Below are 21,881 nucleotides of genomic sequence, written 5' to 3'. Positions count from 1 at the left end.
ATTCTGCTACGGTAAGGGAAGCAATTGAAAGAGAGGAGATTCATCCAATGGCAGTGATTTTATTTGATATCGATGGCACGTTAGTAGATACGACTAGACCGATGACGCAGGCGATTCATGAGGCGCTCGAGGAACTTCCTCACCTTCCGAAACCGAGTGAAGAGGCGGTCCGTTCAGGATATGGCTTGGCAGGTAACGCGTTTTGGGAGCATGTCATCCCGGAAGCGACGCTCGAAGAAATTCGTCTCATTCGGAGATTGCGTCACACGACGCTCGAGAAGACGATGGAAGGACAAAACGTCCTATTCGATGGCATTCGTGACATGTTGGAGACGCTTCACGAACAAGGTCACACGTTGACGACGGCGAGCAACTGCGGCGTCCATTACATGAACTTGATTTTAGATACGCAACAGATTCGCTCCTACATGACGGCACCGGAATGCTTGGAGTCTGTCAGTGGCGAAAAGAAAGCGGATATTCTGACAGCGCACCGTGTCCGTCACGGTGAGGCAGACTATATTATGGTCGGCGATCGCAAATCGGATGTCGAGGCAGCACGGGCACATGATTTCCCAGTCGTTTTGACAGGGTTCGGATTTGGAAATGAAGAAGAGTGGGCGCTTGCGGATCACGTCATCAAATCGCCGAACGATTTAGTCGAATGGGTCAACCGATAAGAAAAAGCTTGTCGCACATGCGACAAGCCTTTTTGTATGCCTATACTTACAACCCGAGTGAGATGTATTTGACTTCTAAAAATTCTTCGATGCCGTGGTGACCACCTTCACGCCCGAGTCCACTTTCTTTCCATCCACCGAACGGCGCTTGAGGAGTTGACGGAAGACCATCATTCACACCAACGATTCCATACTCTAACGACTCTGCTAAATAGACGGCTTCGTTGATGTCTTGCGTGAATAGATAAGCGGCTAAGCCGAACGGTGTATTATTTGCTCGTTTGATTACTTCTTCGAGTGAATCGAATGTCGCGATTGGAGCAACCGGACCAAATGTCTCTTCATTCATGCAGAGCATGTCTTCATTCGCGTAACGGATGACTGCCGGACGAATGAATAAACCGTCTAATACTTCACCACCGTATACTTCACCACCGCGAATTTGAGCGTCCTCGATATGCTTTTCGACTTTACTGAGCGCATCGTCGTCGATGAGCGGACCGATGTCGACACCTTCCTCTAGACCGTTCCCGACTTTCAGCGCTTCGACCTCTTTGATGAAACGCTCCGAGAATTCATCGACGACGGCACGTTCGACATAGATCCGGTTCGCACAGACGCACGTCTGTCCGCCATTACGGAACTTCGTGGCGACCGCTTGCGGGACGGCTTTATCTAAGTCAGCTTTGGCCGTGACGATGAGCGGGGCGTGCCCTCCGAGCTCAAGGGAAATCTTTTTCATCGTGTCCGCAGCGTCACGCATGAGCATCTTTCCGACTTCTGTCGACCCGGTGAACGTCAATTTTCGCACCCGCTTGTCTTGTTGCCACGCTTTGACGATATCAGATGCTTGCCCTGTCACGAGATTGATGACTCCTTTAGGGAATCCCGCCTTTTCGGCTAATTTGATTAATTCGATTGCGGTCAATGGGGTCGCCGATGCGGGTTTCATGACGACCGTACAGCCTGCGGCGAGTGCCGGTGCGACTTTCCGCGTGATCATGGCAGCCGGGAAGTTCCAAGGTGTGATGGCGGCGATGACGCCGACCGGTTGCTTGATGGCGAAGATTCGCTTCTTGTTCGAAGAGGCGGGAATCGTCTCTCCATACACGCGTCGTCCTTCTGCCGCATACCAGTCGATAAAGCCGTTCGCATAGTTGATTTCACCGATGGCTTCTTTCAGTGGCTTTCCTTGTTCCTCGACCATCGTCCGGGCAAGTTCTTCTGTATGTTCTGCGATCAAACGATGCCACTCATTGAGTAGCGCCCCTCGTTCGTCCGCGGTCTTTTGTTGCCATTCCTGAAGCGCTTCATGCGCCGCATCGACAGCTTGTGTCGCTTCGGCGGTATCACTTTTCGTCACAACGGCCATCACATTTCCGGTGGCCGGGTTGCGTACCTCGATTGTATGTTCCGTCTCTGTCCATTCCCCGTTAATGAAGTTTTTCTCTTCTCGCATCTTGATTTCCCCTTTCCAAAAAGTGCACAGTTAATTAGAGGATACCCGTTTTTCTGAAACGCACACAAATTTCCAAAAAATGAGGGGATACTATGTGGATCATCATCGTCGGCTATCTAGTCGGGAGTTTGCTCGGGGGAAGACTTTATGGGTTGTTAAGTGGTCATGATTTAGCGACATCTGGTTCAAACAATACCGGTGCCCGCAATGCGCATCGCATCGGAGGGGTGAAGGCGTTTTTGATCGTATATGGATTTGACGTGCTGAAGACGATACTTGTCCTACAGGTGAGCGGACCGTATTTTTGGCAGACGGCACTAGCGCTCACGCTCGGTCATATTTATCCGTTTTGGCGAATCCGCGCAGGCGGGAAGGGATATGCCGTTTTTTCTGGAATCATATGGGCATACGACCCGTGGTGGTTTATCGGTGGTCTCTTGATTCTATTACTTTTGATTAAAGTGACGGGTAATTCACGTGAGACCGGCCTCATCATGCTCGTCCTACTTCCGTTGGCTGCACTTGGAAGTATCGGAAATATCATCTGGGCCACGCTCATTGCCATCGTGATTGTCTATCATCATGTGAAGGAGGGGAAAGCATGATTGTTTATCGAAAAGCCGGTTCATCTGATTTTGACGCCATTCATCGATTAAATTATGAAACGTTCGTCGAAGAGATTCCGCAACATCCGCCGAATCTAGAACGTCGACTCGTCGACAAGTTTCATGAAGAGAATACATATTGGATTGGGGAAGCGGGCGGTGAAGTGGTTGCAATGTGCGCGCTACGTGGCGAACGACCTTTTTCGTTAGAACAAAAAGGGGTGTGTGTTCCTGACGGGGATTGGCTCGAGATTCGTCTGCTTGCTGTGAAGAAAGCGTATCGGCGCAATCGTACGTTCGCCGGATTGATGCGAGCAGTCATTGGAGATGCGACAGAACGTGAAGTCGACGGTATCGTCATCAGCGGAACGACGCGTGAACAAGTGCTCTATCACCGATTCGGATTTGTCCCATTTGCGGATCCAATCGGTCCTGAAGAAGCGCGATATGTGCCGATGGTGTTAACGCGTTCAGCATTTTATGAATCAAAGTCAGCATCGACGCTTCGGCCAAAGAGTTTGCTTGCAGGTCCTGTCGAATGCTCGGAGCGTGTAAGGGCGAGACTCTCGAGACAGCCGCTCCCACACCGTTCAAACGAGACGAGCCGCATGCTCAAATCCATTCAGCAACAATTGACGCAACGAGTCGGACTTCCTTACGTCTATACGCTCTTAGGAAGCGGCACGGTTGCCAATGATGCGGTCGCTTCACGCTTGAGTGGACACGGTGTCATTTTATGCGCCGGTGAATTCGGAGAACGTCTTATGGATCATGCATCCCGCGCTGGTCTCTCGTTTGACGTCATTCAAGCGGACCGGAAAGGGAAGTGGGATGTTTCTGAACTTGAACGCATTAAACCAGACTGGGTGTGGACGGTGCATTGTGAGACATCCTTAGGAATTTTAATCGATCTCACCCCACTTCATGCGTGGCAAGGTGTCGTTGCCGTCGATGCGATTAGTGCTGTTGGGACACTCGTCTATGACTATTCCTTTGCTGATTTTGTGACCTTCTCCTCAGGAAAGGCGCTACGGAACGCCCCAGGTCTCGCGTTCGTTGCCATGAGAGGGCGAGCAGAAGCGTTACGAGACGTGCCTCGCTACTTAGACTTATCCCTCTATCAACCGATTGCTTTCACCCAATCCGAACCGCTCCTTTCGGCGATGGCGATTGCATTGGATGAACTGATGGAAGCGGAAGTCGCGTCGCACGAAGAGAAGATGATCGTCCTGATCAACTCACTCCGTGAGAACGGATTACAGATCGAGCTGAATCCTGCCCAGTCACCCGGTATCATCACGATCCCGGTCCCATTCGGACAGTCTTCAATCGAGCTCGGTCGACAGTTGTCGTATCAAGGTTATCTCGTGCAATATGAGAGTGAATATTTGAAGCGGGCGAACGTCATCCAAGTATCGACGATGGGCTGGACGACACCTCGCATGATGCGTGACGTCGGTGCTTATATTGCCGAGTGGATGCGACAAAAAACCGCCACTCCTGAGAGTGACGGTTCGCTCAAACTCGAAAATCCTGACGTGCCAAGTGACGAATTTTTCGTCCGAGGCGTCTCCAATTGAAGTAAGCCAGTACGGAGACGACGCCGCCCGACCAGAACAGCCATTCATCTGGTCGAATATAGCCGAGTAGTCCGACGAGCAACCCGAGCAAGATGACGATGGCATTGAACGTCTGGCGGTGCAACAGTTCTTTTGATTCCAAGTTGCGTTGGAACATCGCTTGCTCCGACAGGCGTTTTCGCGTCGGTTCTTTTAAGTAATTGTCGAGAAGCGGCGGGACGTTCAATAATTTCTTCGCATAATTGATTCCGGTCTTCACATATCGGTTTTGAAGCGTTGTCCCGTCTTCCTCGAGCCATTCGATGACAATCGGTTTACCGAGTGTGAACAGGTCGATTTTCGGGTCGAGGATTTGCAGGATGCCGAGCAAGGTCGACGCGGCCCGCCCAAAGAAGGCAAATTCCGCCGGGAGTTGAATCGGTTCGTTTTTGACGAGCAACTGAATATCCTGTAATACTTTCTCGATCAACCTTGTATCGACCGTATCGATATCGGTCTCCAAATAAAACGTCACGGCCTTTTCGAGTGCTTGGCGAATGTTTTGTTTGTTCGCCGTCGGTAACAGGAATCGTAAATCTTCGAGTCCATCGACGATACTGTCATAGTCGAGCGAGATGAACGCCTGTAGAATGTTTCGAATCGTCGCCATGTCATGTGCCGTCGTCTGTCCGACCATACCGAAGTCGAGTAAGATGATGGTGCCGTCTGCCCGGATTTGGACGTTTCCGGGGTGTGGGTCGGCATGGAACTGTCCACCGAACAACAACTGTTCGGCGGCGAGCGTGAACAACCGTTCGGCTAGTGCGGAGCGATCAATGTCATTTTCTTTCAAGAAGGCGAGGTCGGTGATGCGTCGTGCATCGACCCAGTCCATCGTCAAGACACGGTTCGTACAGAGATGCTCGTGATAATCCGGGATATAAACGTCCGGATTATCAGCATATTTTGCTTTAAAATAGAGAGCATTTTTTAATTCGGTTTGAAAATTTAGTTCATCCCCGATGACAAAAATCATTTGGCGATATAAGCTATCTAAGTCGGTCGATTTAGCGAGGGATGTCCGCTTCAACATCGACGTGACAATTCGCATAGCACGGAAGTCCGTACGAATAATTTTTTCGATATTCGGACGTTGAATTTTGATGGCGACCCGTTTCCCGTTTTCGAGCAATGTGGCGCCGTATACTTCCCCGATCGAGGCGGAGGCGACGGCATCGATTCCGACGTCTTTGACGACTTGCGAGTAAGGAACGCCCCATTCAGCCTCTAGAATCGCGCGCGACTTCTCCCAACCCGATGTCGGGACACGGTCGACGAGTTCAGAGAGCTCATTCAGGACGGCCGGTGGCAATAAATCCGCACGAATGGATAGAAATTGTCCGAGCTTGATTAATAAGCCTTCGAGTCTTAACGCATTTCGTTTATACTCACGCGCGAGCTTGAGCATGAGTGCTTCATATTCTTCTGTCGTGGCGACGCCTTGTTGTTGTTTACGTGAAAAGGCGTATAGCCGAATGATGAATCGGGCGAACATGGTGACGATAATCCATATACGGAACAAAGCGATACGTTTCATAGTAATACCGACATCCTTTACGACAGTCGCTCGACTGACCTGATTTTTTGTAACTATACTTTACCATACAATGCGTTGAAGAAAGGGCAAGGGATGTTCATGGAGTGGGAATTGCTCAACGTCGTCGGAACGATAGCGTTCGCGGCGAGCGGAGCCATCATTGCGATGGATGAAAAATACGATATTTTTGGGGTGTGGCTACTCGCGTTTATCACTGCCTTTGGGGGCGGTGCGATTCGAAACGTCCTATTAGGAAACCCCGTCAGTTTGATTTGGCAACAGAATGATTTATTTATTTTATGTTTTCTTGTCGCACTCCTCATCTTCCTGCTACCGAGTGTCGTATTGCCACATTGGGAACGCTGGGGGGTCATTGTCGATGCCATCGGTTTGGTCGCCTTCGCCTTCCAAGGAGCACAAGTCGCCATCAAGCTAGATTTGCCATTATCGGCAGCGATTGCGGCGGCTGTCCTGACAGGTGTCGGGGGTGGTGTGGTCCGCGACTTACTGGCCGGGCGTAAACCGCTCGTCTTACAATCGGAAGTGTACGCGATTTGGGCGATTCTCATCGCGGTCATCACGTATTACTTCAAGCTCGAAGGTGGCCTTGCCGTCTATGCACTATTAATTGTCGTAGCGACACTTCGAGTGATATCCTACTATCGGAAGTGGAATTTACCAGCACGTAAAGTCAGATAAGGGGGAACGGAAATGAAAATCTTATTAATGATTGGTGCCGGATTGATGGCACTCGGCGTGGCACTCGGTGCGTTCGGTGCCCATGCCTTAAAAGAGAGACTGTCACCGAATATGTTGGCGAACTGGCAGACCGGGGTGCTTTATCATATGATTCACGCACTCGGGATCATTGGGATTGCGACACTGCTCATGCGTGTGAGCATCAGCCAATTTAACATTGCCGGATGGCTCATGTTTGCCGGAATCATCTTTTTCTCGGGAAGCTTGTACGTCATGGCTTTGACGGGGATCACAAAACTCGGAGCCGTGACTCCGATTGGTGGCGTGTTATTCATCGCCGCTTGGATCTTTGTGATTGTTGGCGCAACAAAGTTATAACAGAAGGCCGATCAAATCGACATCCATGTCTTTGCTCATGTGTACATGAGGCAAGGGCGTGGATTTTTTTGAGGGGTCATTCCATCAATTGGAAACCTTAAAAAGATGTAATCAGATTACTATTTGAAAATAGGGTAAAGCGTTCTCTATTTACATAAAACATTACAGGAAGATGTCAAATCGAACGATTTAAAAAGGTATTGATAAATAATAAGTTAGACGATTTCGTTGCCTGTGCGCCTGTTCATGCGTAATAAAATTGAAATATAACTTTAACAGGAAAATATCTAACAGTTAGATATAATTAGTCGTGTTGAAACTTAACTAAATGATCGTTTTTGTTACATACTGAAACGGCTTTAAAAATATGTAGTGTAGTAGGTACCCACGTTTGTTATTTAAGAAAGGATGTACCCCATTCATGAATTGGAAACGCACAGTCTCGACGCTGACGCTTGGTGTGATGCTCATCAGCACACATACAGTTGCCGATGCATCGACTTCGATTAAAGAAAAGCAAGAAGAACAACAAAAAGTACAAGAAAAACGCAATAGCGTGAAAAAAGACCAAGCCGACACGTCTTCAAAGATTGAAGTGAACAAAGAAGAGATTTCAAAAGTTCAGGCAGAGGTCAATAAAATGGACGCACAATTGCAAGACATCATCAATGATGTCGCGATGAAGCGCCAAGAAATCAAGCGTACCGAGATGAAAATCGAGGATCTTGAAGCCGACATTAAAGATTACCAAGAAAAAATGAAGGCACAAGAAGCAATGATGAAAGAACGGATGGCCACGATGCAAAAGAACGGTGGCGGATCGATCAACTGGGCTGAATTCATCTTCGGTTCAAAAAATCTCTCTGACCTCGTCACGCGTATGATTACGGCTGGAACAATCCAGCGAAGTGACCAAGAATTGTTCGATGACTATGAAGCGACACAAAAGTCGTTGAAAGAAGCACAGGCTGACTTGAAAGCAGAACGCGCTTCACTTCTCGAACAGCAAAAAGCACTCGAAGTTCGTCAAGCCGAGCTTGAGAAGAAGATGAAGCAACGTGAAAAACGCATCAAAGAGCTTGAAGAGAAGAACATTAAGTTCGAATCGCAAATTTTCGATCTTCAAGAGATTGAAGCGACGTTAGTCGCACAAGAACAGGCGATTGCGGCTGAAATCGAAGCACAACGTCGTGAGGAAGAGGAAGCTCGTCGTCGTGCTGAAGAAGCAGCTCGTCAAGAGGCGGCACGTAAAGCAGAAGAAGCACGCCAAGCAGAAGCTGCACGTCAAGCTGAAGCAGCTCGTAAGGCAGAGGCAGCACGAGAAGCGGAAGCGGCTCGTGAAGCTGCACAACAGAAGCAAGCTGCACAACAAAAGCAGGACAATAAGACGAATACCCCGTCTTCGTCGTCTTCAAACAACACGGCTTCATCAGCACCAGCACCAAAACCTGAACCAAAACCGGCGCCGGCACCGAAGCCAGCACCAGCACCAGCGCCAAAACCGGCACCGACGACGTCGACACCAGCACCATCTAGCTCGATGTTCATTCAACCGGCTTCAGGACGCTACTCACAAGGATGGGGTCCGGCGAGCGGTGCGTATGGCTACACGTTCCATAACGGTGTAGACATCGCGGGTCCAACAGGGACACCGATTCGTGCATCTGCGACAGGTACGGTCATTCGTGCAGGTTGGGGTGGCGCATACGGGAACCACGTCATGATCGCGCACGTCATCAACGGTCAAGTTTGGACGACAGTTTATGCCCATATGAACTCGGTATCTGTCAGCTCAGGACAGCGTGTGACACAAGGGTCGAACATCGGGACACTTGGAAACACAGGGAACTCGTCAGGTCCGCACTTGCACTTTGAGATTCATAAAGGCGGCTACTCATACTCGGCAACGAGCGCAGGTAGCACAGTCAACCCGCGTCAGTTCTTCTGATGCCTCATACAGAAAGCCCCTTTCGATTGCGAAAGGGGCTTTCGTGCGTACAAAAAATCCCTCCGCTGTCGCGAAGGGATGCTTGTTAGTTGGCTTGTTCGATATCGCTTGAATGATTTTGTTTCTTACGCATTTGTTCACGCACGTAGTAGATGATCGTCAAGCCGATTAACCACGGGATGCCGAACTTCAGCAAAATATTGAAGTCCGTGAACCATGTCGTGATCATTAGGCTGAGGAGTAAGACTGCTCCGAGCAATGGGAGGAACGGATACCCCATCATGCGGACAGGAAGTTTTCGCCCAGTCCATTTCTTACGGAAGAACAAGTGGGAGACGAAGACCATGAACCAAGTGAAAATGGCTCCGAACATCGAGATCCCCATTAAGAACGGATACGATGACTCCATGAATACTTGTAGTAAAGCAGCGAGGACGATCCCGCCCGTTGAAACGAGTAGCGCGAACATCGGAATGCCATTTTTGCTGATTGTTTTGAATGCTTTCGGTGCATCACCGGCTTCCGCGAGTGAGTACATCATACGTGTCGACGCGTAAAGCTGTGCGTTCATGGCAGACAAGGCAGCAATCAAAATGACAAAGTTGAGGATGCCTGCCGCGAACGGGACATCAAACTGTTCCATGACGAGCACGAACGGACTTTGATCGATCCCTGCTTGCTGCCATGGGATGAGCATGAGCATGATGGCGAGCGTGACGACATAGAAGAACGTCAAGCGGAACACGGTAGCGCGTAAAGCGCGTGGTACGGCTTGGTCCGGGTCTTTCGCTTCACCTGCAGTGACGGCAACGAGTTCGGTCCCGAGAAAACTGAAGAGGGAGATGAAAATCGTCACCCACATCCCGTAAAAGCCGAAAGCGAAGAATCCTTCGTTTCCTGTCGTGATCGATTCGATCGGTGATCCTGGTTCGCCAAACAATGTAGCGGCACCAAGGACGATGAATAGAATGATGGCAGTTACTTTGATGAATGATAACCAGTATTCGGTTGTTCCGAACGTATGAACGTGACGGGCGTTGACGTAAATGAGTAGTCCACCGAAGAGGGCGACCCAAACGAACCCGTTCACATCCGGGAACCAGTAACGCATATAGATGGCGATGGCACTGACTTCAACCCCTACAGCCAGTACGTTCGCGACCCAGTAAGAGTAACGGACGAGAAAGCCTGCGAGTGGATGGACATAGCGCTCGGCGATCGTTCCGAATGATCCGGATGTTGGATGAGCGACCGTCATTTCGGCGAGTGCGCCCATGAGTAAGAGGACGATGAACGCCCCGATAGCATAACTGACGAGCACGCTCGGACCAGCGGTTTGAATGGCAAGCCCGCTTCCGAGGAAAAGCCCGGTTCCGATGGCACTCCCGAGGGAAATCATCGTAAGTTGCCGGGTGGACAGCTCGCGTTTTAGTTTGTTTGTTTCCAAAATCGATTCTCCTTTAGTTGAGTGAAATGTTGTTGTGGACGACTATAGCAGACGGAAAAAAACGATGTCAATTCGAAAAATCGGTGAAGGTTCCCTGTTTTCGAGTGCACATATAGAGGCAAAGTTTTTTGAATTTTTTTATTTGACATGGATTCATCCGCCCTGTATAGTACGAGTTAACTTAACTGAAACGAATAAAGGCGTCGACGAAGAGAAGTAACGACGAATCCTGTATGACAGAGAGCTGATGGGTGGTGCGAATCAGTATATAGGACGTCGCGAATGGACTTCTGAGCTCTAAACCGAACTTTGAGTAGGCTTTAGCGGGTTACCCACCGTTATCACGGGGAAGCGGATGATTGTCCGTGAAGTGGGTTCTGTTAGAACCAACGAAGGTGGCACCACGGGGTTACTCGTCCTTCTTGTAGCGTAAACTATGAGGAGACGGGTGACCCTTTTTTCGTTTCAATAACACAAATCGAGGATTGAGAAGAGTAGCGCGAGAAGACGTTTCGTCCAGAGAGTCAGGGGTGGTGAGATCCTGACCGAGGCGTCCGCGTGAATGGGCTCATGAGAGCATGGCTGAATGAAGTAGGTCGTGACGGTTTCCCCCGTTATCGGGATACGATGTGATTGCATCGGAGAGTGGATTCTTTGGAATCAACGAGAGGTGGCACCGCGGTCTCAAACCGTCCTCCATACGACGACTGTCGTGTGGAGTTTTTTTATACACATTTTTAGAGGGGGAACAGACGATGATTCAACAATTGGAGACAAACGCATTATCAACAGCAGATATGAAAGTGGCAGCAAGCGAGATGTTCCAAGCGGATGAGGCGCAAATCGAACGTGTGCTACTCGCGATGAAAGAACGCGGGGAGACGGCAGAAGAGATGGCGGGACTCGCAGCGTACATCCGTGAAGCGGCACAGTTCCCCCCGACTGATTTACCGGTACTCGATGTGTGTGGTACTGGCGGCGATGGGGCGCACACGTTCAACATCAGTTCGACCGTCGCGTTCGTCCTAGCCGGTCTCGGCATTCCAGTCGCCAAACACGGAAACCGAAGCGTATCGAGTCGATCGGGAAGCGCCGACGTCCTCGAGGCATTGAACGTTCCAATCGTGAAGACGGCAGAAGAAGTACATGCTGACTTGAAGCGAACGAATTTGAGTTTCCTCTTCGCCCAACATGTCCATCCGATTATGAAGCACGTCATGCCGGTCCGGAAACGACTCGCGACGGCGACCATCTTCAATCAAATCGGACCGTTGACGAATCCGCTTCGTCCGAAACGACAATTGATCGGTGTTTATCATCCGTCGCTACTTGAGAAAATGGCGACCGCGATGCGGCATCTTGGCGTAGAGCGTGGCATGGTCGTACACGGTGCGGGAGGTCTCGATGAAGCGAGCCTTGCTGGTGTGAACGATGTGTACTTCTTTGATGGGGAACAGACGGCGCGTTACGCGGTCGACCCACGAGATGTCGGCTTAATGCGGGCGCCACTCGAAGCATTACGCGGAGGGACACCGGAAGAGAACGCCGCGACACTGCTCGCCGTGTTGAACGGAGAAACAGGTCCGGCACGAGACGTCGTCTTACTGAACGCGGCGCTGGCCCTTTGTACGTACGGCACGACTTCAACGCTCCGGGAGGGAGTGAAAGAGGCGAAACGAAGCATTGACGAAGGACACGCATTGCGCGTGTTACAACACTTACAACGTACGGAGGTAGAGGCATGAGTTATTTAACGAAAATCATCGGAACGAAAATCGAAGAGGTTAGTCGCATGCAGCCCATTGATGTTGCTGTGACAAAACCGGTCGCTCTTTTAACTATGATGAATGATGGATTCCATATCATCTCGGAAATTAAACGGTCGTCTCCTTCAAAAGGAATGATTCGAGAAACGGTCGACGTCGCCGAACGAGCTCGTCAATATGAACAAGCCGGTGCGACAATGATTTCCGTTCTGACAGACAAAACGTATTTCAACGGTTCCTTTGACGATTTACGACAAGTCGCCGACGTCGTCACAATCCCGGTGCTCTGTAAAGATTTCATCATCGATGAACGACAACTCGACTATGCGAAGCATTACGGGGCGAGTGTCGCACTTCTCATCGTGGCAGCCCTTCATCCGACACGCCTCCACGAGTTGACGCGATATGCCCGCTCCATTGGTCTCGACGTCTTAGTCGAAGTACATGATGAGGCAGAGTTACGCATTGCACTCGAACTCGATGACGTGTTGATTGGCATCAATAACAGAGACTTAAAAACGTTCGAGGTATCCCTCGAGACATCGATCGATTTGATGAAACGCTACCCCGACGTCACGTTCGTCAGCGAAAGTGGAGTCAGCACAGTCGAGGCAGCTGCACGCTTACAAGAAGCCGGGGCAAGCGCCATTCTCGTCGGGGAAGCACTCATGCGTGAAGAAGACCCGACCCGGCTACTCGAGGAGTTGAAAACATGTTCGTTAAAATCTGTGGAATAAAGACAGAAGAAGCTGTCCAAGCAGCGGTCGAGGCGGGGGCGGATGCCATCGGGTTCGTATTCGCGCCAAGTTCTCGTCAAATCGACGTGACGACAGCAAAGACGCTAGCTACACAGATCCCGGAATCGGTTCGAATCGTTGGTGTGTTTTTAAGTCCTTCAATGGAAGACATCGAGCAAGCGATGGACGTGGGGCTGACGGATTTACAAATTCACCATCGGACACAATCAATGGAAGAACTCCGCATCTTCGGGTTACCGATTATCGATGCGTCGACCGAGGAGACGGCGGATGTCCGATTGATGGATCATCCGAATCCGGGAAGTGGGCAAGTATTAGACTGGGACGCAATCGATCGGCCGGAACGTCCGTTTTGGCTAGCGGGCGGCCTATCCCCGAATAATGTGAGACAAGCGATTCAAACGATTCAACCAGACGGCGTCGACGTCTCGAGCGGTGTCGAGACGGACGGTGTGAAAGATATCGAAAAAATTCGTGCGTTCATTCAACGCGCCAAGGAGGAACTATGATGTATGCACAACCAGTGAACGGGAAATTTGGACAATATGGTGGGAAGTACATTCCGGAGACGCTCATGCAAGCGGTCGAAGAATTAGAGGTCGCTTACGAAGAGGCGAAGCAAGACCCTGAGTTTCAAGAACGCTTCTCTTCTTTATTAAGTGAATACGTAGGACGTGAGACGCCACTTTATTATGCATCGAACTTGAGTCGTCGCCTCGGGACGAACGTTTATTTGAAACGGGAAGACTTGAACCATACCGGTGCCCACAAAATCAATAACACAATCGGGCAGGCGCTCCTCGCGAAACGGATGGGGAAACAGAAAGTCGTCGCGGAGACAGGTGCCGGTCAGCACGGCGTCGCGACTGCGACGGTATGTGCATTACTCGATTTAGAGTGCACCATCTTCATGGGTGAGGTCGATGTCGAGCGCCAAGCGTTGAACGTCTTTCGGATGGAACTGCTCGGAGCGAAAGTCGTCCCTGTCAAATCAGGCAGCCGTACGTTAAAAGATGCCGTCAATGAAGCGCTTCGTTACTGGGTCAAACATGTCGACGATACGCATTACGTGATGGGCTCTGTACTCGGACCGCACCCGTTCCCGCAGATGGTTCGTGACTTCCAAAGCGTGATCGGGACAGAGACGCGTCGTCAAATCCTCGAACAGACCGGACGTCTCCCAGACGCCGTCGTCGCTTGTGTCGGAGGAGGAAGTAACGCCATGGGCATGTTCTATCCGTTCTTGAACGATGAGTCGGTCGCCCTCTACGGTGTCGAGGCGGCAGGCAGTGGCATTGATACAGATAAACATGCGGCAACCCTTACGAAAGGGAAAGTCGGTGTCTTACATGGTTCGCTCATGTATGTGTTGCAAGATGCGGCCGGTCAAATCGAGGAGGCACATTCAATCTCAGCCGGGCTCGACTATCCGGGGGTAGGACCAGAGCACAGCTTCTTGAAAGACATCGAGCGGGTGCGGTACGCAGCCGTCACGGATGACGCGGCACTCGATGCGTGTCTTGCACTCAGTCGACAAGAAGGCATCATTCCTGCCTTAGAATCCTCACATGCTCTCGCTTATGCGGAGACGCTCGCGAAGACGATGGGTGAGGACGAAACATTAGTGATTTGTTTATCAGGGCGCGGAGACAAAGACGTCCACACAATCCGAGAGAAGGTGGCGACACGATGAAACTAGAAACAGCGATTCGAGAGCGAGAAGGGGCAGCATTCGTCCCATATATCATGGCTGGTGATGGCGGGATGGACCGACTCATCCCGACCATCGTAGAACTAGAACGGATGGGTGCGACGGCGATTGAACTCGGAATTCCCTTCTCCGATCCGGTGGCAGATGGTCCAATCATTGAGGCGGCAGGAATGCGTGCTCTTGAAGCAGGTGTGACGCTCGAAATGGTATTAAACCATTTAATAGAAGGAAATGATCAATTTAACGTTCCAATCGTCTTGATGACATACTTGAATCCAGTGTTTCGGTTCGGGGTTCAACCGTTCTTTGACCGGGCGAATGAATGTGGCGTAAGCGGGGTTATCATTCCGGATCTCCCGTTTGAAGAGAGTCTCCAATTATTCGCAGATATCGACCGGCATGACGTCGCCGTCATCCCGCTCGTTACATTGACAAGTAGCGAAGAGCGTACGGCATCCATCCTAGAGAAAGCGGAAGGATTCGTCTATGCGGTCACGCTCAAAGGGACGACTGGGAAAGCCGATGTGTTTCCGGACGAGTTACTCGCTTATTTGACTCGATTGACAGAGCAGTCACGCGTTCCTGTCTTGGCAGGATTCGGCGTACATCGTCCGGAGCAAGTACAGACGTTAGGACAAGCATGTGATGGTGTCGTCGTCGGGAGCTTCATCGTCGAGGCACTTCATGAAGGACGAACAGATGACGTCGAGACGTTGATCCAATCGGCAAAGCACATACATGCATAAGAAAACCGGCGCTTCGATTGAGGCGCCGGTTATTCGTTTACTCATAGTTCCACTCGGTCGAGACCGTCTTCACCAAATGATTGGTCTAGTTGATCATGACGATACATCGAGGCGAGCACATATAGTAGGTCGCCTTCCTCGATGGATGTCTGTCCATTTGGTGGAATCAAATATTCGTTTCGGACGATGGCATTGACGACGGTGTTCGGTGGGAGCGTGATATCCGCTAACGTTTTGCCGATCATCGAGGAGCTCTCCGTGACAACATAAGGAACGAGCTTATGTTGAGACTGTTTACTCGAGACGAGGGCGATCGTATACGGCGAACGGATTTTGTCCGGTCCGAGCAACCCCAATTTTTCAGCGAGCGGCGTCAACGTCGTTCCTTGAATCAAGGCACTCGTCACGACGACGAAAAAGACGGCGTTGAATAACAGTTGACTATTTTCAGTGCCGGCAATGAGCGGGAAGGTTGCAAGGACGATTGGTACGGCTCCTTTTAAACCAGCCCATGAAATAAAGAATTTTTCTTTTCTCGTAAAAGCCATCCCGAGCGTCGATAAATAGACGGCAATCGGACGAGCCACGAACATGAGGACGAATGAAATGAGTAGTCCTTTCCAAATCAAGTCCGGTTCGATGAGTTGACGAGGGAAGACGAGCAACCCAAGAATGACGAACATGATGATTTGCATGATCCATGCAAGTGCTTCCGAGAATTGGACAATCGTCACTTCATGCGCCGTATCCGCATTTCCGACAATCATGGCGGCGATATACACGGCAAGCAGTCCACTTCCCAATAAGTAAGCCGTGACACCATATGTGAGGAATGCCATCGAAATCATGAGGACGGCATGAAGTCCACTCGACTCTAGTCTCAGGTGGTTCAACATGAGGCGGGACAGTTGACCGAGGACAAAGCCGATGAGGGCCCCGATAACGATTTGAAGAATGAACATCCAAATGCCATCCCATATGGTCGTGCCTGGCTTCATCATGAAGTCGAGAGCGAGAATCGTCAAAAACATCGCCATCGGGTCGTTCGTGCCGGACTCGGCTTCGAGTGTCGCACCGACTTTCGGTGAGATGTTCTTACCTTTAAATGCAGCGAAGACGGCAGCCGCATCGGTCGAACCGATAATCGCACCGAATAAGAAAGATTCAATCCAGTCGAAACCAAATACGAAACGAACGGCTACAGCGACGACGGTCGTGGTAATTAAGACACCGAATGTCGCAAGTGAGGCAGCTGGCGCGAGGACACTCCGAATCGATGACCATTTCGTCTGAAGACCCCCTTCAAACAAAATGACAATCAAGGCGGCTACCCCGATCAGCTGTGCCAGGTTGGAGTCGTCGAAGAAGATGAGACCGGTAATATCACTTCCCATGATCATGCCGATCCCCATAAACAAGATCAAGGCAGGCAAGCCGAAGCGAGTCGAGATTCGCGTTGCCATGACACCGGCTACAAGGAGGAGACCGAAGAGTAAAATGAGTACATCAGTACTGATGACAGGTACGGGCAAACACAACACTTCCTTTCTAAAACAATACTCTTAGGTTCATTATACCATGAAATCGTCTGATATTTCAGAATTGACGATTAGACCAACCTTACACATTGGAATTATAAGTTATGGGTATGGTAAAGTGAGAACAAGAATAGGGAGGGATGATGATGTCTAAAATTCACGTCATTCATGAGAACGAAGAATGGACGAACCATCTGGTTCATCGCTTAGAAGAACTACAGTTGCCTTATGAATTATGGCACTTGGACCAAGGGACGATTGATCTCGAAGCAACGCCCCCGGAAGGTGTCTTTTATAATCGCATGAGTGCTTCTTCGCACACACGCGGGCATCGGTATGCACCCGAATTGACGGAAGGTGTCCTTGCTTGGCTAGAAGCGCATGACCGTACCGTGTTCAACGGAACGCGTGCCATCCGCCTAGAAGTAAGCAAAGTCAATCAGTACACGGCGCTTCGCCGCGAAGGGATTCGTGTGCCGAAGACGATTGCGGCGGTCGGTAAAGACCAAATCATCGAGGCGGCTGAAAAGCTAGACATGACACCGTTCATCACGAAACATAATCGTGCCGGAAAAGGACTTGGTGTCCAATTGTTCTATACGATCGAAGGATTGAAGGAATATGTATACGGTCCCTCGTTTGAGGACTCGGTTGACGGCATCACGCTCATCCAACAATATATCGAAGCCCCAGAGCCGTATATTACCCGTTGTGAATTCATCGGTGGGAAGTTCCTTTATGCGGTGCGTGTCGATACATCGGAAGGATTCCAGCTCTGCCCGGCAGATGCCTGCTCGATTGAAGACCAGTTCTGCCCAGTCGGGGAGACGCCACCGGCGAAGTTTGAAATCGTCGAAGGGTTCGATGACCCGATCATTTCACAGCTTGAACAGTTCCTGAAAGCGAATGAGATTGATATCGCCGGAATTGAGATTATCCGAGACCGAGACGGTAACGTCTACGCCTACGACGTCAATACGAATACGAATTATAATTCCGACGCTGAAGCGAAAGCAGGGCGCTATGGGATGCTTGAATTGGCTACTTTCTTAGGCGACGCACTTCACGTCACACGACAAAATAAGGGTCAGGCGCTCGCCTGACCCTTTTGCTGTGTATGTTTAAGTTGCTCTTCAAATCGATGTTGGACTAATTCTGCTGTCGGTGCCATTCGTTCGATGAACGAATCTAAACGTTCCGCAGTGTCACGATCGGTTTCTTTGAACACGCGCATCGTTGTTCACCTCGTTGATTAGGATAACTTGCTTACATCATCCTTAATTCCCGAGGTGCTATACGCGTAAACCTTTTACACGCTAAAGAATGTGCTCAGATTTTCTTTCGGTAAGATGTTTCCGACGTAGAAGTCACCGAACTCACCGTATTTTGCACTCACTTCGTCAAAACGCATCTCGTAAACGATTTTCTTGAACTGAAGTGAATCTTCAGCGAAGAGCGTGACGCCCCATTCCCATGCATCGAATCCAGTCGATCCACCGATGAACTGCTGAATCTTACCGGCGTAGCTACGGCCGATCATGCTGTGGCGATACATGAGGTCTTTGCGCTCATCCATCGACAACATGTACCAGTTGTCACCGTCGCGACGAGCCTTGCTCATCGGATAGAAACAGATGTGCGCGGCTTTTGGAAGCGTCGGGTAGAGACGTGAGCGGATATGAGGGTTTTGATATGGGTCCCCATCTCCAGATCCACGATACATCCCGAGCTCGATGACCGACACGTACGAATACGACGGAATCATATAGTCGTATAGCGCTGTTTTGCGGAATGCACGCTCGACGTCTTCAAGTTCGTTGAATGTCGGGCGAAGCACCATCAAGACGAGGTCTGCCTTTTGACCGAGAATCGAGTAGAAGGCGTGGCTTCCTTCACCTTTTGCTTCAACCTCTTCAAGTGAGGCGAGGAACGCAGTGAACTCGTCAATCATGTGTTGACGCTTTTCGGCGTCGACGAGCTTCAAACGAGCCCAATCGATTGTGCGGAAATCATGAAGTGTATACCATCCGTCTAACGTGGCGGCGGCATGTTGTGTATCTGTTGTAGGTACTGGACGTTCTGACATAAAAAAATCTCCTTTCGGGACTTGGCTTCGCCGTCTATTTTACCATACACGCTTCACTGACTGGCAACTTTGAGACACTGTGAGGGTTATCACGATTCACGAAGGGTAAAGAACAGAGGACAGAAACATGAAAACGGCTACAAAAATGGCTGTATCAGTCGATTTGTCAAAACTGTTCTATTCATATAATGATTGATTCTAAGCGATTTATGGCGAAATGGGCAGAATAGTTTATTTTAAAAAGGGTACTGTGTATAATTGAAATCGCGTAAAGACACAAGTCAACGGCAAAACCACTAGCAGTCATGCTGTAAATTGAGAAAAGGGGTTCATTCGTTATGAAATTATTTGAAACGTTGAAGCAAAAAGTCAGTCCGATTCGTCCAACGATCGTCTTCCCAGAAGGCGTCGATGAGCGTGTTCTTGGAGCAGCTGTTCGATTGAAAGCAGACGGTATGGTAGAACCGATCGTCGTCGGTGCGAAAGCAGACGTCGAAGCGGTTGCGGCGAAACACGGTTTCGACATCTCAGGTTTGACACAATACGACCCAGCGACATACGAAGACATCGATGTTCTCGTCGAATCATTCGTCGAGCGTCGTAAAGGGAAAGCGACAGCTGAACAAGCGCGCGAACTCCTCACATCAGATGTGAACTACTTCGGAACGATGCTCGTTCATACAGGAAAAGCAGAAGGTCTTGTCTCAGGCGCGATGCACGCGACGGCCGATACGGTACGTCCGGCACTTCAAATCATCAAGATGCAACCAGGTATCAAAAAGACGTCAGGTGTGTTCATCATGGTACGTGATGACGAGCAATACGTCTTCTCGGACTGTGCAATCAACATCGCACCGGATGCAGCAGACTTAGCAGAGAACGCGTTCTTGTCTGCAGCGACAGCGAAGACTTTCGGCATCGACCCACAAGTCGCGCTTCTCAGCTTCTCGACGAAAGGTTCTGCAAAGTCACCTGAAACAGAGAAAGTCGTGGAAGCTACACGTCTTGCGAAAGAAAAATCACCGAACCTTCCAATCGACGGAGAACTTCAATTCGATGCGGCATTCGTCCCTAGCGTAGCGGCGAAGAAAGCCCCGGGTTCTGACGTAGCTGGTAAGGCGAACGTATTCGTCTTCCCAAGTCTTGAAGCAGGAAACATTGGCTACAAGATGGTTCAACGTTTCGGTGGATTCGAAGCGATCGGCCCGATCCTTCAAGGTCTCAACAAACCAGTGAACGACTTATCACGTGGCTGTAACGAAGAGGACGTCTACAAATTGACGCTCATCACAGCAGCACAAGCAATCGACGAGCGCAACGAAGCGTAAGTTGGGAGCATCCTTCTTAATAGAAGGGTGCTTTTTTTGTGTTTTTTTGAATGGTAGCTGAGGTAAACTAAAAGAGGAATCTATTATCGAAAGGGGAGCTATGTATGCAAAGCATTCATGCAACGGAATTACGAGAAAAGTTAGAGAACGGGGAGTCTCTCCATATCATCGATGTGCGCGAACAAGATGAATATGATGCAGGGCATATCCCGAACGTACCGCTCTATCCACTATCTGAATTCCCACATGTGACAGAAAAGTTGGCACAAGACAATGTGTATCATGTCATCTGTCGCTCAGGTGGACGAAGTCAAACAGCGTGTGATTACTTAGAGTCACAAGGCTACAAAGTCGTCAACGTCGACGGCGGGATGCTCGCTTGGGATGGCGACATCGAAGCGTGATGTTAGAAAATCCTTGGGTCGTCGTACCGCTTCTCATCGCGCTTTACCTTACTGTCTATGCGGTGATGAAGCGATTTGACTGGGAGAAGTGGCGACTCGTCTGGGCAGTCTGGGTGATGCTCATCATCATCTTATTGACGATTGAACTCGTGACAAGTCTATAAAAAAATGCGGAACCATCTTGCAAAAGAGGTTCCGCATTTTTTTATGCGTCTTGACGCTTATCGAATGTGATCGATGCGATGGCATCGTGTTGGTGAATCGATTCTTCGTTACGGCATTCGACGAAGAAGTTCACGACTTCTTTCATCTCGTACAAGTCAGCCGCGATCAAGCGGACCATATCTTCTACGAAACGTGGGTTTTCGTACGCGATTTCAGTCGCACGTTTTTCATCCGGACGTTTGAGGACCGGATGGAGTGGTGCTGAGGCGTTCGACTCCGCTGCATCGAGAAGTGCCGCACGCCAGTCGAATCCGTCCATCGACGTTTCATCAAGACCTGCTTCGATCGTGATGTATCCACGTTGGTTATGGGCGCTGTACTCACTGATTTCTTTTGAACATGGGCAAAGCGTTGTGACGTTGATGACGAGACCGACCGTCACGTTTGCGACGCCCGTTTCAAGGTTGTACGTCACACGGTGCATGACGTCTGCGTTCATCAAACCGCTAAGACCTGTCGCAGGTGCTTTACGCGTGAAGAACCATGGGTAACGGATTGTCAATTGGCCTTCCGTTTGTTCCATACGCTCGGCAAGCTCCTGTGCGAACTCGATCAACGAACCGTTCGATACCGTCCATCCTTGTTGATGGTACGCGTCGAGCTGTTCAGTCAAACGGGACATGTTGATTCCTTTACGATCTTGAACGAGCGATGTCGTCAATTCGAATGTAGCGACCGTTGATTGGACCCCTTCTGGCGTCTCGACGTTCACAGGGTGCTTCACATTTGAGATGCCGACACTGTCGAGGGCGAATAAGAAGTTTTTCGGTGTATTTTGTAAATCGACCATCTGTTCTTTCTCGGTCGGCTTTGTTCCTTTAATCGGTGGGACCGACCCGAACAATTTATGTCGTTCTGCTTTAGTAGGTAAAGCGACATGGCTTGTAGACATAATCGGATTCTCCTTTTTTAGAGCGGTTCAAAGGACCACTCGTTCTTGTTAGGAT

At 50.0% G+C, this 21,881-nt stretch carries 22 protein-coding genes and 2 other annotated features; of the genes, 15 read left to right on the top strand and 7 right to left on the bottom strand.

Translation table 11 applies throughout. The annotated features are described in order from the left end of the window. The first annotated feature begins 47 nt into the window (after positions 1 to 47). A complete protein-coding gene (locus PQI28_RS07985; RefSeq protein ID WP_339962936.1) occupies positions 48 to 680 on the top strand; it encodes an HAD family hydrolase in 633 nt (210 codons plus the stop codon). 46 nt (positions 681 to 726) lie between these two features. Here the strand turns inward: PQI28_RS07985 and PQI28_RS07980 are convergent, their stop codons facing one another. Next, the gene (locus tag PQI28_RS07980) at positions 727 to 2,139 is read right to left on the bottom strand and encodes an NAD-dependent succinate-semialdehyde dehydrogenase (RefSeq protein WP_339962935.1); all 1,413 of its coding nucleotides are present in this window, start codon (positions 2,137 to 2,139) and stop codon (positions 727 to 729) included. A 92-nt stretch (positions 2,140 to 2,231) separates the two neighbouring features. Here PQI28_RS07980 and PQI28_RS07975 point away from each other — a divergent pair, with 92 nt between their 5' ends. Then, entirely contained in the window at positions 2,232 to 2,744 is a 513-nt protein-coding gene (locus tag PQI28_RS07975) for a glycerol-3-phosphate acyltransferase (RefSeq protein ID WP_214784978.1), read from the top strand. After that, complete coding sequence (locus PQI28_RS07970; protein WP_339962933.1) at positions 2,741 to 4,324, top strand: GNAT family N-acetyltransferase; 1,584 nt, start codon at positions 2,741 to 2,743, stop codon at positions 4,322 to 4,324. Before PQI28_RS07975 ends, PQI28_RS07970 begins: the two co-directional genes overlap by 4 nt. On the opposite strand, the gene PQI28_RS07965 is transcribed toward PQI28_RS07970, so the two are convergent. Then, the gene (locus PQI28_RS07965; protein ID WP_214744786.1) at positions 4,263 to 5,900 is read right to left on the bottom strand and encodes an ABC1 kinase family protein; all 1,638 of its coding nucleotides are present in this window, start codon (positions 5,898 to 5,900) and stop codon (positions 4,263 to 4,265) included. The genes PQI28_RS07970 and PQI28_RS07965 overlap by 62 nt on opposite strands. 93 nt (positions 5,901 to 5,993) lie before the next feature. Between PQI28_RS07965 and PQI28_RS07960 the strand changes: the two genes are divergently transcribed. From PQI28_RS07960 to PQI28_RS07950, 3 genes are all read left to right on the top strand, one after another. Further along, positions 5,994 to 6,599, top strand: a complete 606-nt coding sequence (locus tag PQI28_RS07960; RefSeq protein ID WP_012727503.1) for a trimeric intracellular cation channel family protein — start codon at positions 5,994 to 5,996, stop codon at positions 6,597 to 6,599. A gap of 12 nt (positions 6,600 to 6,611) precedes the next feature. Further along, entirely contained in the window at positions 6,612 to 6,977 is a 366-nt protein-coding gene (locus tag PQI28_RS07955; RefSeq protein ID WP_214784974.1) for a DUF423 domain-containing protein, read from the top strand. Positions 6,978 to 7,398: 421 nt separating this feature from the next. Next, positions 7,399 to 8,925, top strand: a complete 1,527-nt coding sequence (locus PQI28_RS07950; protein ID WP_214784972.1) for a murein hydrolase activator EnvC family protein — start codon at positions 7,399 to 7,401, stop codon at positions 8,923 to 8,925. An 85-nt stretch (positions 8,926 to 9,010) separates the two neighbouring features. Here PQI28_RS07950 and PQI28_RS07945 read toward each other — a convergent pair whose 3' ends face one another. Next, a complete protein-coding gene (locus PQI28_RS07945) occupies positions 9,011 to 10,372 on the bottom strand; it encodes an amino acid permease (protein WP_339962932.1) in 1,362 nt (453 codons plus the stop codon). Between the two features lie 194 nt (positions 10,373 to 10,566). Then, positions 10,567 to 10,796: a binding site (T-box leader), on the top strand. Between the two features lie 48 nt (positions 10,797 to 10,844). After that, positions 10,845 to 11,072: a binding site (T-box leader), on the top strand. A 55-nt stretch (positions 11,073 to 11,127) separates the two neighbouring features. Here PQI28_RS07945 and trpD point away from each other — a divergent pair. The 5 genes from trpD to trpA are packed head-to-tail and all read left to right on the top strand — an operon-like array spanning position 11,128 to position 15,353. Then, positions 11,128 to 12,117, top strand: a complete 990-nt coding sequence (gene trpD, locus PQI28_RS07940) for an anthranilate phosphoribosyltransferase (RefSeq protein ID WP_339962931.1) — start codon at positions 11,128 to 11,130, stop codon at positions 12,115 to 12,117. Then, complete coding sequence (trpC, locus tag PQI28_RS07935; protein ID WP_214784967.1) at positions 12,114 to 12,875, top strand: indole-3-glycerol phosphate synthase TrpC; 762 nt, start codon at positions 12,114 to 12,116, stop codon at positions 12,873 to 12,875. Before trpD ends, trpC begins: the two co-directional genes overlap by 4 nt. Continuing rightward, on the top strand, positions 12,851 to 13,405 hold the full coding sequence (locus PQI28_RS07930) for a phosphoribosylanthranilate isomerase (protein ID WP_214784965.1): 555 nt from the start codon (positions 12,851 to 12,853) through the stop codon (positions 13,403 to 13,405). The genes trpC and PQI28_RS07930 overlap by 25 nt, the downstream gene beginning before the upstream one ends. Next, positions 13,402 to 14,589 (top strand): tryptophan synthase subunit beta, encoded by a 1,188-nt coding sequence (trpB, locus tag PQI28_RS07925; RefSeq protein WP_214784963.1) that lies wholly within the window; start codon positions 13,402 to 13,404, stop codon positions 14,587 to 14,589. Before PQI28_RS07930 ends, trpB begins: the two co-directional genes overlap by 4 nt. Further along, positions 14,586 to 15,353, top strand: a complete 768-nt coding sequence (trpA, locus tag PQI28_RS07920; protein WP_214784961.1) for a tryptophan synthase subunit alpha — start codon at positions 14,586 to 14,588, stop codon at positions 15,351 to 15,353. Before trpB ends, trpA begins: the two co-directional genes overlap by 4 nt. Positions 15,354 to 15,394: 41 nt before the next feature. Here trpA and PQI28_RS07915 read toward each other — a convergent pair whose 3' ends face one another. Continuing rightward, positions 15,395 to 16,885, bottom strand: a complete 1,491-nt coding sequence (locus PQI28_RS07915) for a potassium/proton antiporter (protein ID WP_214784959.1) — start codon at positions 16,883 to 16,885, stop codon at positions 15,395 to 15,397. A gap of 152 nt (positions 16,886 to 17,037) precedes the next feature. Here PQI28_RS07915 and PQI28_RS07910 point away from each other — a divergent pair, with 152 nt between their 5' ends. Continuing rightward, positions 17,038 to 17,994, top strand: coding sequence for an ATP-grasp domain-containing protein (locus PQI28_RS07910; RefSeq protein ID WP_339962930.1), 957 nt, complete (start codon positions 17,038 to 17,040; stop codon positions 17,992 to 17,994). Here PQI28_RS07910 and PQI28_RS07905 read toward each other — a convergent pair. Together PQI28_RS07905 and hemQ are read right to left on the bottom strand one after the other, a co-directional pair. Then, entirely contained in the window at positions 17,979 to 18,125 is a 147-nt protein-coding gene (locus tag PQI28_RS07905; RefSeq protein WP_012727492.1) for a hypothetical protein, read from the bottom strand. The genes PQI28_RS07910 and PQI28_RS07905 overlap by 16 nt on opposite strands. 75 nt (positions 18,126 to 18,200) lie before the next feature. Then, positions 18,201 to 18,977, bottom strand: a complete 777-nt coding sequence (gene hemQ / locus PQI28_RS07900) for a hydrogen peroxide-dependent heme synthase (protein WP_214759859.1) — start codon at positions 18,975 to 18,977, stop codon at positions 18,201 to 18,203. A 338-nt stretch (positions 18,978 to 19,315) separates the two neighbouring features. On the opposite strand from hemQ, the gene pta reads away from it, so the two are divergent. From pta to PQI28_RS07885, 3 genes are all read left to right on the top strand, one after another. After that, positions 19,316 to 20,305 (top strand): phosphate acetyltransferase, encoded by a 990-nt coding sequence (pta, locus tag PQI28_RS07895; RefSeq protein ID WP_214744764.1) that lies wholly within the window; start codon positions 19,316 to 19,318, stop codon positions 20,303 to 20,305. Between the two features lie 104 nt (positions 20,306 to 20,409). Next, the gene (locus tag PQI28_RS07890; protein ID WP_074035656.1) at positions 20,410 to 20,709 is read left to right on the top strand and encodes a rhodanese-like domain-containing protein; all 300 of its coding nucleotides are present in this window, start codon (positions 20,410 to 20,412) and stop codon (positions 20,707 to 20,709) included. Next, complete coding sequence (locus PQI28_RS07885; protein ID WP_158024803.1) at positions 20,706 to 20,873, top strand: hypothetical protein; 168 nt, start codon at positions 20,706 to 20,708, stop codon at positions 20,871 to 20,873. The genes PQI28_RS07890 and PQI28_RS07885 overlap by 4 nt, the downstream gene beginning before the upstream one ends. A 41-nt stretch (positions 20,874 to 20,914) precedes the next feature. On the opposite strand, the gene folE2 is transcribed toward PQI28_RS07885, so the two are convergent. Continuing rightward, entirely contained in the window at positions 20,915 to 21,826 is a 912-nt protein-coding gene (folE2, locus tag PQI28_RS07880) for a GTP cyclohydrolase FolE2 (RefSeq protein WP_214784951.1), read from the bottom strand. Positions 21,827 to 21,881: the final 55 nt, after the last annotated feature.

This window comes from Exiguobacterium sp. USCH10 (assembly GCF_037619445.1).
In the GTDB taxonomy this organism is placed as follows: domain Bacteria; phylum Bacillota; class Bacilli; order Exiguobacteriales; family Exiguobacteriaceae; genus Exiguobacterium; species Exiguobacterium aestuarii_A.
This window is presented reverse-complemented; position numbering and strand designations above follow the sequence as displayed.

What these genes read in the sequence shown, in the direction of transcription:
- PQI28_RS07985 (WP_339962936.1), top strand. Translation starts at nt 48, where the DNA reads ATGGCAGTGATTTTATTTGATATCGATGGCACGTTAGTAGATACGACT.
- PQI28_RS07980 (WP_339962935.1), bottom strand. Translation starts at nt 2,139, where the DNA reads ATGCGAGAAGAGAAAAACTTCATTAACGGGGAATGGACAGAGACGGAA.
- PQI28_RS07975 (WP_214784978.1), top strand. Translation starts at nt 2,232, where the DNA reads ATGTGGATCATCATCGTCGGCTATCTAGTCGGGAGTTTGCTCGGGGGA.
- PQI28_RS07970 (WP_339962933.1), top strand. Translation starts at nt 2,741, where the DNA reads ATGATTGTTTATCGAAAAGCCGGTTCATCTGATTTTGACGCCATTCAT.
- PQI28_RS07965 (WP_214744786.1), bottom strand. Translation starts at nt 5,900, where the DNA reads ATGAAACGTATCGCTTTGTTCCGTATATGGATTATCGTCACCATGTTC.
- PQI28_RS07960 (WP_012727503.1), top strand. Translation starts at nt 5,994, where the DNA reads ATGTTCATGGAGTGGGAATTGCTCAACGTCGTCGGAACGATAGCGTTC.
- PQI28_RS07955 (WP_214784974.1), top strand. Translation starts at nt 6,612, where the DNA reads ATGAAAATCTTATTAATGATTGGTGCCGGATTGATGGCACTCGGCGTG.
- PQI28_RS07950 (WP_214784972.1), top strand. Translation starts at nt 7,399, where the DNA reads ATGAATTGGAAACGCACAGTCTCGACGCTGACGCTTGGTGTGATGCTC.
- trpD (WP_339962931.1), top strand. Translation starts at nt 11,128, where the DNA reads ATGATTCAACAATTGGAGACAAACGCATTATCAACAGCAGATATGAAA.
- trpC (WP_214784967.1), top strand. Translation starts at nt 12,114, where the DNA reads ATGAGTTATTTAACGAAAATCATCGGAACGAAAATCGAAGAGGTTAGT.
- PQI28_RS07930 (WP_214784965.1), top strand. Translation starts at nt 12,851, where the DNA reads ATGTTCGTTAAAATCTGTGGAATAAAGACAGAAGAAGCTGTCCAAGCA.
- trpB (WP_214784963.1), top strand. Translation starts at nt 13,402, where the DNA reads ATGATGTATGCACAACCAGTGAACGGGAAATTTGGACAATATGGTGGG.
- trpA (WP_214784961.1), top strand. Translation starts at nt 14,586, where the DNA reads ATGAAACTAGAAACAGCGATTCGAGAGCGAGAAGGGGCAGCATTCGTC.
- PQI28_RS07910 (WP_339962930.1), top strand. Translation starts at nt 17,038, where the DNA reads ATGTCTAAAATTCACGTCATTCATGAGAACGAAGAATGGACGAACCAT.
- PQI28_RS07905 (WP_012727492.1), bottom strand. Translation starts at nt 18,125, where the DNA reads ATGCGCGTGTTCAAAGAAACCGATCGTGACACTGCGGAACGTTTAGAT.
- hemQ (WP_214759859.1), bottom strand. Translation starts at nt 18,977, where the DNA reads ATGTCAGAACGTCCAGTACCTACAACAGATACACAACATGCCGCCGCC.
- pta (WP_214744764.1), top strand. Translation starts at nt 19,316, where the DNA reads ATGAAATTATTTGAAACGTTGAAGCAAAAAGTCAGTCCGATTCGTCCA.
- PQI28_RS07890 (WP_074035656.1), top strand. Translation starts at nt 20,410, where the DNA reads ATGCAAAGCATTCATGCAACGGAATTACGAGAAAAGTTAGAGAACGGG.
- folE2 (WP_214784951.1), bottom strand. Translation starts at nt 21,826, where the DNA reads ATGTCTACAAGCCATGTCGCTTTACCTACTAAAGCAGAACGACATAAA.